Here is a 12,263-nt window from a genome sequence, read left to right as displayed (position 1 = left end):
ACGACTACGACATTCACCGACGGTGGCTGCGCGAACGAGGCATCGTCCCGCGGATCGCCCGCCGCGGCATCGAGCGAAACGATCGCCTAGGCCGGTACCGATGGAAGATCGAACGCACCATCGCCTGGCTCACCGGCTACCGGCGCATGACCATCCGCTACGAGCGCCACGGCGAACACTTCGCCGGCTTCCTTCACCTCGCCGCCGCACTCACCTGCTTCAAGAAGCTCCCCACATGAGACACGCTCTAAGCCTGGAGCCACCGATGTGGTGTCCGGGATGGGTGAGCCGAAACGACGAGATTCCCTTTGCTTGCTGAAAGAATTGGACTGCCTGTTGACGCGGCCACAGGCGGTAGACGTAGCGGCCGTCCCCTTTTCACATCGCGAAGCCTGCGGCGGATTGCAAAGGCACAGTCCTGCAAACGGGAAGCACGGGTGATCTTCAGATGCAAGGAAGGTGATTGTGTGCAGGCGCCCCGCAATATGGCCATCCACCACGCGTCACTCTATCCAACACAAACCACCTCGGTCACACCAGCACGCTTCGATCCGCGAAAACTAATGAGCGCCCAATCGCCAACGCGCACCTTCCTGTGTTGAGCAACCCGAGCCCTCCGAATCACTGCGCCATGGCGACTTTTTACTGGCGCTTCAGGTTTTTAGACACGGGGCGACCCCTGCGAACCGTGACGCCATCGGTCGGCGCTACGAGGGCTGGAAGGACGAACGTTTTCAACATCCGCGCATGGGCAGGATCGCTGGGTTCCGTGGATTCCATGCTGTTGAACAGTGCAAACTGCACAAGGGCGAGCCAAGTGTAGACTTCCGACGAGTTAAGGTCACTTCTCATTTCACCCCGGGTCCTCGCCTCCTTCAGAAAAGGCTCCCAAAGGTCGGCCGTCAACTCGGCAGCCAACTCAAGAGTTTCCGACCACGACTCTCCTCGCTGATTTGCCGGGGYCAGAACCATAGCCACGATCGGATCTTCGCGCGCCAAGGCGACGGTATGAATCAGACCCGCAATGAAATTATCCTCAAAGGATCCCTCCCTTTGAAGAAGTTCCCTACTAGCCTCCAGCACTTCTCGAGCGCGCCAATCGATCAGCACTGAGGTCAATTCAGTACGATCCTGGAAGTACCGGTATACCGTCGGACGTGAAACTCCAGCCTCCGTCGCTATATCCTCCATCGTCGTCTTCGCCAAACCGAAGCGCAAGATCACCTTCTGCGCAGCATGGAGAATCTGCGAGCGGGCTTCCTCGCCATCTTTGCTGAGGACGTTCCCTGCTTTCCTGCGCGCCATGTCACCTTGAGCTTCCACTCGGTTATCAAACTATTCAGCGTGGCCTATAAATCACTAGCGGTTCGCGACGGCTGGACGTACACGTATTGCACGATCACCACGCTTCAAGTATACAACATTCGTTTGTCGTCTCAACGACAACACGAAGGACCGCCTCGGCGTTGGTTGACATGACCCCCGGAGGGCGGGGATGCACCCTCGCACCGCCCGTCTCACGGTCGGATGCGGGGCATCCGGCCGTGTAGGTAATTGTGATGCCGCGATGACGATGTTCATTCCCTCATCGAAATTGCAGTCTCGGGACAATTTTCGGCCGCGCTCCGCGCGCTATCAAGGTACTCGACCGCTGGCCGAAGGTCGGTCACAATTCCCATGCCCTCTTCATCCATATCGAATACTTCGGGAGCTAATAGATAACAGCGGCCATGCCCCTGACATTTGGTCGTGTCAATCTCAACTCGCATTTCTCACTCCTTTCCAATCTATTGGATCAGGGTGACTTCCGTTTACACGGAAGACGCACCTGAATTGCAGCCTTATGTGCACTGCGTGACAGCTCAAGGCTTTACGGTGTTTCCAGCGTCAACCGCGAGTGCAACACCAGTGACATAGCGAGCTTCATCGCTCGCGAGCCATAGCACCGCATTACTAATCTCAATCGGCAGCAATAGCGGCACAGGCGCGTATTCTGCATCAGGATCCGCATCGAGGTCAGGCAGGATGTTGGTGGCCCCCGCTAGCCCAGTCACACTGCTACCAATAATCGCCATCGTTCGATCACTGAACGTTCCCATACCTTCGGTAAGGACGCCAGTTGGGTGAACAGTATTCACACGGATCTTGTACCGCGAGAGTTCGTTGGCGAAGGCCTTCATCAGGCCCACCACGCCATGTTTGCTTGCCGCATAATGCGCGTACGGCGTATGCCCGCGAAGGCCGGCCGTTGAAGACGTAAGGATGATCGATCCTCCGCGCTTGGACTCGACCATGTATGGAGCTGTTGCAACGACTGTGTTCCAGACACCCTTCAAATTGGTATCTAGTACAGCATCGACAGCGTCCTCCGGGATATCCCAACTGTGCTCGTGCACCGTCATAATGCCAGCGTTGGCACATACGATGTCGATCCGGCCGAACGCTTCGATACCGACCTCGACGGCACCCGTCAGCGCAGCCCTATCACGAACGTCAGCGACGGCGCTGACACACTTCTGGCCAGTCTTTTCGACAAGCGCCCTGGTCTCCTCCAGATCTTCCCGTGTCGCGGCCTTGTAGTCCACCAAGGAATGAATAGGGGCACACGCATCGGTTACAACGATGTCGGCGCCTTCCTCCGCCAATCGCAGTGCATGTGACCGGCCCTGGCCATGGGCTGCACCCGTGATAAAGGCTACCTTTTCCGAAACTCTTCCCATCAGCCTGACTCCTTTTCCATCCGATACTCAAGTTGCAGCATTCTGTACGACTGAATGAATCACTTCTGAGAGCTACCAGCCCTCGCGGGGCAGCGCTTCGGGACTCCGCATGTGGCGTTGAATGTCAGCTCTCGCAATGCGCAGCTAAATCCGCGCGCAGAGACGGGTTCCTAACTGCCTCAAACCGACACGCCTACTTGCGTTCTGCAGAGCCACGACATAGGAAAAACCAAACTCAGACGTCGAGACAAAGTACGTTGTGTGTAATGTCGTCAATGTTAGCTACCTCACTGCAGAGTGTCAACGCCATAGCGGTGCCCACGTCATGCGGTGCCCGGAAGTTCCACCTTCATGAATCGTGGTGGTGGACGCACGCTCATTAGCGGCATGAACGACGCTGGAAGCCAATGCCTTACGACCGCATTCGGGGTGTGGATAACGGGTCGAGCCACCGATGTGCCACCCGGACCCTTCTTCCCGCCAGACGAATTCGGTTTCGTCCGAAACATCCACTATTTGACAACCAGCTTCATCAACCGTCGCCGGGACAGTATCGAAGGCATCGAGGATGGGACGAGTGTGGTCGGCGAGGTGACCAAGCAGCCCAACTGCCTCTAGTGGCCGTCTGGTGAACACCGTCCGACACGCTGCAATATTTTCACCGCATCACCGCCATGTCATACTCAACCGCAATAGGGGCCAGTTCCCAGTTGGACTTCACCAACACGAGCTACTGCGGGACTGAAATCGGCGAAATCCATACGCCGGACAGTTGACAATCCTTCATGCAGTGGATTTCATGAGCGAGCAAACCTACAAGAACGAACCGCGTGCCTACATCGACTATTCACACTCAACGGAAGATTCACGAGAACAGTACGCTTTAGTCGATTCATCTTCGAGCACGCTCGGGGAATCGCCGCGGTGTTCGCCGCCGGGAAGAGGCACGACATTACGCCGCCCCACTCTCACACCCCGGCGACGAACCCCGCCATCTACGCTCGCCGAGTTGAGTGCCACCCTACTTTTACGACGTTTCGGCTAGGAACCTCTACGAGGCTGACGTGATGCCCTCGTCGATAAGTGCCATCACCGAGTGATGCCGGGACCTGCCCTGGCCTCGGACTCGGCCCAGTCCCGTGCCGAGATCCGCCTCGTACCGCTTTGCCCTCACCCTGCCACACGCCGGTCGCATCGACGGGGATTGTGTCGCCATCACCATGCTGGGCGACGGTCGACGAGTCCAACCCGCTAGCCCCTCGGCGTCACGTCGGCGAGCTGAGTGCGACGCGGGCGTACCCGTACCGCAAGCTGATATGCCGCTGCTCGGCGAATCGAGTGCCGGTGCCATGTGCAGTGACGGCAGTCGAATTCGTCCGGACCGATCAGACGCCCCGCCGGACATACCCCTGCTCGACGATTCCGCCACCGGCCTCCCCCGACGCGGTCCTGAACGTGTGGAATTCGTCGTAGGCGCTCATCACTGCGCCCGTCCGCGGAGGCCCCATCGGAACCCACTGTCCGGCTGGCCGGCCTACCGAGGCCACGGTGAGCCGATCGCCGGAGTCCAGCTCGATCTCTGCCTCGACGAACAGTCCGCTGCCGTCGCGTGTGAACGAACTGACGCCGGCCACCGGCGTCGCGGTATCGCCGAGCAGGAATCCCGTTGCGTGATCAGAGCCGTCACTGCCGTACAACCTCATCACACTCAAGGCAAAGGTTTCGAATTTCCACATGAACCCGAAGTACTCGGACATCCCGATCGTCTCGTCACGAAATCCCCAGGTTCGATCGCGGAATCCGGATCCGTCAACCGCGGATTCCTGTCCTCGGAGGTTGACCGAGCCAACGACCGAGGCCGCCTGCTGGTAGTGCTTGAGAGCTCCCGTCTCGGCGTAGCCGCCGAACGCCTTTGGCGAGGCGTCGCCGACGAAGTCGGCCCGCGCGAACTGAGGCATGAACCGAAGTTCTGCGGTCACTTCCGGGGTAGAGATGGTGAAACCGGTGTCAAGATCCAGCCGGATGGATTTACTCTCAAAGCTCCCCGGGTCCAGAGGTTCAATGAGCTCGATCGTTCCGTTCGGTGTTTGCAGACTGAACCGCGCCTGGCGCGCGCCGGCGTTCGGCGAGGTCGAGACGTGGACGGTGCCGTATATCCCGTTCTCGTCGTCCCAAAAAGGAAGCCACGCATTGTCGCGCCACGGGGGAGATCCTTCGGGGAGGTCAGCGGGAGCTGTGATGGGCTGCGCCAGCGGACCCCACACGGTGTCCGCGCCAGCACTTAGTTGAGAGGACATGGATACTCCTTGCAATCATCGGACACTCATACATTTGTAACGCATCTTCATACTTGCTTCGATCATCCAGAGCCGGACCGACTCTGGCGATCTCATCGACGTCCACAAGCAGGCATCAAGACCCGATCTTTTTCGGGCCCGATCCCAGCCTTCGTCTAAGGGTTCCAACAGTGGGTGGTGTCGATAGGTCACCATGCGCAAAGGGGCGCTGACCTCAGGTCCCGCGGTGCTCAGGTCGCGGCACTGAACCCACCTGCGCCGAACGACGCCTGAACTCGCTCCACGGCGCTGGTGGCCGATAGTGCTGGTCGTTGCCACCAGCAATGTGAGACCTGTCCCGCCGGCCTGACGACTACTTCCGGTCGAATCCCTGTGCAGCAAGGTACTCGTTGTACTTGATGAAGGCAGGCTGCATGGCCGGCAGCAACTGGAGGAGCTTGCCCACCGGTCCCTTCACTTTGATCTTCCTCCGTGCGAGTGCCATCGGAACATTCAGATCACCAAGCCAGAACTTATGGCCGGTGTCAGTGTCCATGAACAGCTCGATCTCGACGTCAGATGCCTTTGCAGCATCGCCTTGCCGCACGACCGGCGGATCCTGGGATGCGTCAAGGACGATGACCAACTCGGGGTCCGTGTAGTTCATGCGGAACGCTACATTCGATGAAACCCATTTGGCTTTCAGTTCGGGGTCGACGGCGACATTCTCGATGAACTTACCGAGAGTAGCCGCGGCTTCCTCAGTAGATGAGAACAATGGCATTGCATTTTCCTTTCACATGATGTCGTTGCTGAACGTGTTCGTCCCAGGTAGGTGATTCAGAGCGCACCTGGTGCGGTCTTGCCTTTGTTGCAATGGAGCACCTGGATGCTCGACAAGTCGTTGAGCCCCCAGGGACCGTGTTCGACGCCGATACCGCTCCACTTGACGCCGCCGAAGGGCGCGTTTGTCGCAAGTACCGCATGCGAGTTAACCCATGCAGTTCCGACATCGAGTTGGCTTGCCAGGGCCGAGGCACGGTCGATATCCGGAGACCAGATGGACCCGCCGAGCCCGAACTGCCCTGCGTTCACCCTTGCGATCACATCGTTCACATCGTCGTACGGTATGACGGGCAAGGCGGGTCCAAATTGCTCTTCGTCGACGATTCGCATGCCGTCGACCGCACCGGCCAAGATGGTCGGCTCATAGAAGACTCCAGGTCCGCCAACCGGCCTTCCCCCTGCGGTCGCCTTTGCACCGCTCTTGAGAGCGTCTTCCACCAACCCGCTGACTCGTTCGAACTGAGGCCGATTCGCCAATGCCCCAAGCTGCGTTTCCTCACCGAGCGGATCACCAACGACAATCCGTTTAGCTATCTCGGAGAGCGCCTCGACCACACCGTCATAGATTGAACGTGGCACGTACAGCCTCTTAATGAGGATGCACCCCTGGCCGTTGTTCCAGAACGCGCCCCAGAAGAGAGCTTCTGCGATCTCCGCCGGATCAGCGTCGTCCAACACGATCGCTGCATCGTTTCCGCCGAGTTCTAGAGTGACCCGCTTGAGATCCGCTGCAGCGGAGCGATACACGTGCTTTCCCGTCGCCACCGATCCTGTAAACGAGATCTTCCTCGGTACAGGATGCTCAGTCATCCAAGCACCGAGTTCGTCCCCTCCGGTAACGACATTGAAGACGCCGGGTGGCAAAATCTCACTTGCGATCTCGCCAATGCGCAATGTCGAGATGGGAGTGAAGGGTGATGGCTTCAGCACCATCGTGTTACCGGCCCGCAGCGCCGGCGCGAGCTTGAAGAAGGCCATCGCGACGGGAACGTTCCACGGAGTGATTCCCGCGACCACCCCGAGGGGGCGCCGCACAATCTCCGTATGGGCACCGTCATCATCACGGATCACTTCTCGTGGCCGCTCTACATTGGCGTAATAGTCGAGCCAGGCAGCACCCGACATCGCTTCCACGCCGCCCAGATCGAGCGTCTTTCCATTTTCGTTCGCGAGGATCTCGGCCAGTTCCGGCGCGGCATCCATGACCGCAGCAGACAACTCCTGCAGCCTTTCCCGGCGGAAGTCCTCGTCTTTGCGCCATTCGAGTTGAGCCTTCGACGCAGCGTCCATCGCCCGGTCCAACTGAGCTGCGGTACAGACTGGCGCCTGCGCATACACGTCGCCGGTTGCGGGATTGACTACATCGAAATAGTCACCTCCTGAGACACCTTGACCGCCGATTGTCATTTCCATGAAAACTCCCAGAGTCGTTTATTCTAAAGAGACAAAACCAAGATTGCTGGTGGGACGATCTACAGCACTTCCACCTAGCGACGCTTCTCCCTGGACAGGGAATACCTGTCACCGGTCAGGTCGATCGTGCCGGCTCCCAATGCCCTCTCGCGAAGTTGATGTTTGAGAACACGTCCAACACCGTTAACGGGCAGCTCATCAAAGAACTCGATGAACCTGGGGATGCAGAAGTACGGTAGATGCGTTTCGAAGTACTTCAACAGTTCGCCGGGCTCGGGGCGCTCCCCCCGTGCGACGATGCACGCCTTGATGTCGTCTTCCGTCATCGGCGAGGCCACGGCGTGTACAGCGACTTCATCAACCAGAGGGTGCTGCCGGATGGCAACTTCCAGCTCGATTGACGACACATTCTCGCCACGTCGCCTCATCGCATCCTTCTTCCGATCTACGAATGCGAATGCCCCCTCCGGAGTTTTACGGCCGTAGTCGCCTGTGTGATACCACAGATTGGTGATCGTCGAAACGGTTGCGCTGTCGTTCTCCCAATACCCGGAGAAGATGGCACCCGGTGCCAGGGGTCGCACCGCGAATTCCCCTGTTTCGCCATCGGGCACCTCATTGTCGAGATCATCGACGATGCGAACTTCGATAAGGCTGGCTGCACGACCCACGGTTCCTGGGAGCCGTTCCTCACTCACCGGGTTCAGGCAGATCGCGGTGGCTTCGGTTTGTCCGTACCCGTCAGACACGACACGTGTACCGAAGCGTCTCTCGAATTCTTCCTGGCGCGGGATGTCCAGCGGAATCCATACCGCCAGACGTAATTGGCCGCGCATGGGAGGGTCCGACGATTCGGGTTGGGCCAGAACGGCTGCCGCCATCGCCGCGACACCCCACGATGTGGTCGCCCCTTCTTCGTGGACCTGACGCATGAAGGTGCTGGCGTGGAATTGGGCGAGAAAGCTGACCGACGACCGAGAAAATAGCGCCGACATCAGGACCGCGATCTGACCGCCGGCGTGATACAGCGGCAGGGCCGTGACGATCTTGTCCCCCGCTGCCACCCATTCCGCGGCAATGTACATGCGTGCGACCTGGAAGTAGTAGGCGTGCGAGAGCTTGCAGGCCTTCGACAGTCCGGTCGTCCCGGAGGTGAACATCAGACTCATCAAGTCGTCAGGTCGAACACTGACTTCCGGAAGTTCGGAACCGTGCTCGGCGAGCGACGCGTATGAGACATACATGGGCGGAGAATCAAGGTCCGGGGCATTCCCGTCTACTCCTACCAGGAATTGCACCGAGGTCGTCGCAAAGTCTTGGCTACCCAGTAGAGACATTGCTGCTGCATCGCCGACAACCGCCCTCGCGCCGCTCGTCGACAACTGGTGCCTCAGGAACTCRCCCTTCAGGAAGACGTTGATCGGCACGAAGACGATACCGAGCTTGGCGCACGCGAAAATGAGCTCGACGTACTCGACCGCTGTGGGGAGCATGATGGCGAGCCGGTCCCCCTTAACAAGCCCGAGTTTCAGCAAACCTGCAGCAACTCGGTCGGTCTTCCCGTCGAGTTCGCCGACCGTGATCCATTCCCCACCGAATTTGACGAAGGGCGCCGATGGATCGGCGGCCGCCCACCCACGGAGTTGCTCGACAGGACCGACAACAGAACCTCGGTCCACGTCAAACGGTAGATCGTCGCCGCACTGCACTGGTGCGGTAGCCGTTGAACTGGCCTGAATCGTCACACTGTCTCCTGGATACCGTCGTTCACAACATTTCGCGTAGAGCAGGTAATCGGCACGCTTTCGACCGAGTTGTAACTGATACCAACCTGACGTGGCGTTTCTTCTTTCGGAATCGTCAGCCGGAAGTTTTCAAATTTGCTCAGCAGCTCCTCGTAGGCGATCGCCAGCTGAATTCTCGCAAAATGTGAGCCCAGGCAACGATGAACCCCCACACCGAACGCCACATGCGGAGTGCCCATACGCTCGAAGTCCAATTCATCTGGATTGTCGAAATGTTCGACGTCGCGATTGGCCGACATGTAGTTCACCGCAACGCGGTCGCCCTTTTTGAACTCGCAATCCCCGATCGTGGTGTCCTCGGTGACGGTGCGAGCCATGAAGGAGACCGTGGGTTCGAATCGCAGGAATTCGTCGAGATCGACCTTCCACCAGTCAGGGTTACGCAATCGGCCTTCGACCTCAGGGTTTGTTGCGAGGTGGTAGGCGATATTCGACATTGCGCTACGAGTGGTGTCGAGTCCGCCGGCCAACAGGGCTGTTACCACGCCCAGGCGTTCGTCGTCTGTCAACAAGCGACCATCTTCCACCGTCGCAGTGACCAGCGCACCGAGTACGTCATCGCGCGATTCGGGATTCTTCTCGACCTCTTCAAGAAGCTCACCTGCGATCAGAGCGATTTCAAAGAACGCTTCGGGTGTGCCTTCGGTCGCGGCACGCTCAACGGCGCTGACCGCGCGCTTGGTGAGGTCCGCGTCCTCGGTTGCAAAGACCACGCGACCAAGCGCTCCGGCGGTGAACGGGATAGCGAAGTCGTGCACGAACTCGAACTCGCCGTGCTCCTCGAGCTTGCGCGCAACTTTAGCGACGAGGTCTTGGCCGACCTGACGGATCTGGCCCTCGTACTTCAGAAGGTAGTTGCGGGAGAAATACTTGTTGAGGAATTTCCGAAAGTCGCGGTGGATCGGTGGGTCCAAATCCAGTGGTGCCAAACTGACAGGGAGACCCCTGAGTGCAGGTTCGCAACTGCTGAACTTGTCGGGTCGCTCAGCAATCGCCTTGACGTCTTCATATCGCGTTGCGACGTAGTATTCGCCGTCGCCCGCGGCGCGCGGGAAGGGGCACCCACCTTCACGAGCCGCACGCAGCGCGTCCAACATATGCGGACGCTGTTCCGGATCGTACAAGTCGATCGATTCGACGATTTCGTTCACACTCTTCACTACTTCGCCCTCCTTATAGTTTTTCCGGGAACTGACAGACTCTGCTGAATCCGTCACGAACACCGGGCTTCTGTGCATCACGTTGATTCACACATTTGGCCTTTCCGCAACGCGCAGCATCTCATTCAAATCGATGAGCTTGATTCGCGGAGCTCCTCGTTCCCTCCCCAGACTTCGCTCGTGCGCGTCAATGGATTTCGCGCCGGCGAAGTTCAGGTAGTCCGGTTGTCGCTCAGATATCAGTTGTCGCAAGTTTTCCTGCGCACGAACAGGTGCCTTGAGGCGCCCCGCGCGGTGATCCTCGATGATCTTCTCGACGGTGTCCTTTGCGCACTTCTTGTTGGTGCCGATCACGCCCGTTGGGCCGCGCTTTATCCATCCCGCGACGTAGACTCCTGTCAGACAGGCTCCGCTTTCCGAGGTGACACGGCCGCCATGGTTTGCAATCGTGCCACTGACCGGTTCAATGGGAAGCGGTCCTGTTGGAACTCCTCGGTACCCAATCGAGCGCAGAACGAGCCCGCACTCGATGTCCTCCTCGACCCCCGTAGGCCGCACCTGCGAACGTCCATCCTGTGTGGACACCAATTCGTTGTGTGCGATTCTCAATCCCTCTACGTGGTCATCTCCCAATACCTCCAAGGGGGACGCGAGATAGCGCAGGACGATTCGCTTCTTGCCGGGACTGGGAACGGAGGACGCGAGCTTCCTCAGAATCCCCAACTTGACCGTTGCGATGGGGTCATTCCCCTCGGTAGCGGCGCGCGAGTATGCATCCAGCTCGGACTCGTCCATGTCTACGTGAACATCAAAGCTCGACGATTGACTCAATGCTAGAAGTTCCGGAGTCGTGTATGCCGCCTGCGCCGGTCCTCGCCGTCCCATGACGACTACTTCCTTGATATTGCTCCCAGCGAGCCTATCTACGGCATGGGTAGCCATATCCGTCTTAGCGAGAGCTTGGGGTTCGCTGACAAGGAGACGGGCGACGTCCAGAGCGACATTGCCGTTCCCGATCACAACAGCGCGGTCGGCGGACAGGTCAAACACACTGTCGGCGAAATCGGGATGTCCGTTGTACCACGCGACGAACTCGGTTGCACTGTGGCTACCAGGTAGCTCCTCGCCGGGAATATCAAGCCGTCGGCTCCCGGAAGCACCGATCGCATAGACCACCGCATCATGCGACTCCAGCAATTCCTCATGCGTAACATGCTTTCCAACAGTGACATTGAGAAACATCTCCATACCCCTGCGACCTGCGGTGCGCTGAAACAGCCCGGCGACCGCCTTCGTCCCTTGATGATCGGGAGCGACGCCGTAACGGACCAGGCCCCACGGAGTGGGCAACTGTTCAAACATGTTCACCTCGACCGCGAGATCGCGGCGCAAGAGAAGCTCTTCTGCGGTATAGCATGCCGCCGGGCCGGAACCTACGATAGCCACCTTCAGTGGGCGGAGCTTTTCGTCCGAATCTACTTTCTTTGTCTGTGCCCGAACAACATTCGCGTCCTCGGAATTCCCGTTCGAATAGAACGCAGCGTTGATCTCCTCGTACGGAGCCGTCTCATCCGTCAGATCGATATCGGCCACGATCGCGCTCACAGGGCATACCTCGACACATGCGCCGCAATCGATACAGGAGACCGGATCGATATACAGCATCTCCGCAGTGCCATAACCCGGCTCATGCGGCGCCGGATGGATGCAGTTGACAGGACAGACCGACACACATGCTGCGTCATTGCAGCAGGGTTGGGTGACAACGTGCGCCAAACCATTACTCCTTCTTGCATCCTCCTGGGACAGCGCGTACGCGGCTCCAAGCGGAACGACGAGACAAACTACGTTGTCTGTAATACCGTTATGTTAGCTACCTCACTTTCGAGTGTCAATGCTGAGGCCTCCGCAAACCCCACCAGGCAATATCCGGGCTTTCCCGCACAGCGGGGGCCGGCCCAGTGCTGGTGAACGAGGCAAGAAGGCCCTCCAGGTGGACGTCCACGTAGTCGAAGCCGAACTGACGGCCGTCCGCTGGTTCCG

Annotated in this window: 9 protein-coding genes and 1 pseudogene; 1 reads left to right on the top strand and 9 read right to left on the bottom strand. The window is 58.8% G+C overall.

All coding sequences use genetic code 11. From position 1 onward, the window contains the following. Window positions 1–122: pseudogene (locus AC1D1G_RS21265) on the top strand (IS5/IS1182 family transposase); the annotation flags it as partial. A gap of 520 nt (window positions 123–642) precedes the next feature. Here the strand turns inward: AC1D1G_RS21265 and AC1D1G_RS21260 are convergent. The 9 genes from AC1D1G_RS21260 to AC1D1G_RS21220 all read right to left on the bottom strand — a co-directional run bounded on the left by AC1D1G_RS21260 (window position 643) and on the right by AC1D1G_RS21220 (window position 11,996). Then, window positions 643–1,305 carry a TetR/AcrR family transcriptional regulator gene (locus AC1D1G_RS21260; RefSeq protein ID WP_477953575.1) on the bottom strand — a complete coding sequence of 221 codons (663 nt, stop codon included), beginning with the start codon at window positions 1,303–1,305 and terminating at the stop codon, window positions 643–645. Window positions 1,306–1,577: 272 nt separating this feature from the next. After that, a complete protein-coding gene (locus AC1D1G_RS21255; RefSeq protein ID WP_141473872.1) occupies window positions 1,578–1,769 on the bottom strand; it encodes a ferredoxin in 192 nt (63 codons plus the stop codon). A gap of 93 nt (window positions 1,770–1,862) precedes the next feature. Further along, window positions 1,863–2,720, bottom strand: a complete 858-nt coding sequence (locus AC1D1G_RS21250; RefSeq protein WP_105417968.1) for a mycofactocin-coupled SDR family oxidoreductase — start codon at window positions 2,718–2,720, stop codon at window positions 1,863–1,865. A 1,385-nt stretch (window positions 2,721–4,105) separates the two neighbouring features. Next, window positions 4,106–5,017, bottom strand: a complete 912-nt coding sequence (locus tag AC1D1G_RS21245; RefSeq protein WP_477953573.1) for a DUF7065 domain-containing protein — start codon at window positions 5,015–5,017, stop codon at window positions 4,106–4,108. Between the two features lie 352 nt (window positions 5,018–5,369). Further along, window positions 5,370–5,780, bottom strand: a complete 411-nt coding sequence (locus AC1D1G_RS21240; RefSeq protein WP_105417965.1) for a hypothetical protein — start codon at window positions 5,778–5,780, stop codon at window positions 5,370–5,372. Window positions 5,781–5,836: 56 nt separating this feature from the next. After that, window positions 5,837–7,255: an aldehyde dehydrogenase family protein gene (locus AC1D1G_RS21235; RefSeq protein ID WP_105417964.1), complete on the bottom strand. Its 1,419-nt coding sequence runs from the start codon at window positions 7,253–7,255 to the stop codon at window positions 5,837–5,839. Between the two features lie 74 nt (window positions 7,256–7,329). Further along, window positions 7,330–9,000, bottom strand: coding sequence for an AMP-binding protein (locus AC1D1G_RS21230; RefSeq protein ID WP_477953571.1), 1,671 nt, complete (start codon window positions 8,998–9,000; stop codon window positions 7,330–7,332). Continuing rightward, window positions 8,997–10,220: a cytochrome P450 gene (locus tag AC1D1G_RS21225; protein WP_241962037.1), complete on the bottom strand. Its 1,224-nt coding sequence runs from the start codon at window positions 10,218–10,220 to the stop codon at window positions 8,997–8,999. The genes AC1D1G_RS21230 and AC1D1G_RS21225 overlap by 4 nt, the downstream gene beginning before the upstream one ends. A gap of 87 nt (window positions 10,221–10,307) precedes the next feature. Beyond that, window positions 10,308–11,996, bottom strand: a complete 1,689-nt coding sequence (locus AC1D1G_RS21220) for an FAD-dependent oxidoreductase (protein WP_477953570.1) — start codon at window positions 11,994–11,996, stop codon at window positions 10,308–10,310. Between the last annotated feature and the right edge of the window lie 267 nt (window positions 11,997–12,263).

The organism is Rhodococcus sp. P3_B8, from assembly GCF_056402775.1.
This window is presented reverse-complemented; position numbering and strand designations above follow the sequence as displayed.

Bases quoted from the DNA above. Each gene is read 5' to 3' on its own strand.
- AC1D1G_RS21235 (WP_105417964.1), bottom strand. From the start codon at position 7,255: ATGGAAATGACAATCGGCGGTCAAGGTGTCTCAGGAGGTGACTATTTC.
- AC1D1G_RS21245 (WP_477953573.1), bottom strand. From the start codon at position 5,017: ATGTCCTCTCAACTAAGTGCTGGCGCGGACACCGTGTGGGGTCCGCTG.
- AC1D1G_RS21250 (WP_105417968.1), bottom strand. From the start codon at position 2,720: ATGGGAAGAGTTTCGGAAAAGGTAGCCTTTATCACGGGTGCAGCCCAT.
- AC1D1G_RS21240 (WP_105417965.1), bottom strand. From the start codon at position 5,780: ATGCCATTGTTCTCATCTACTGAGGAAGCCGCGGCTACTCTCGGTAAG.
- AC1D1G_RS21255 (WP_141473872.1), bottom strand. From the start codon at position 1,769: ATGCGAGTTGAGATTGACACGACCAAATGTCAGGGGCATGGCCGCTGT.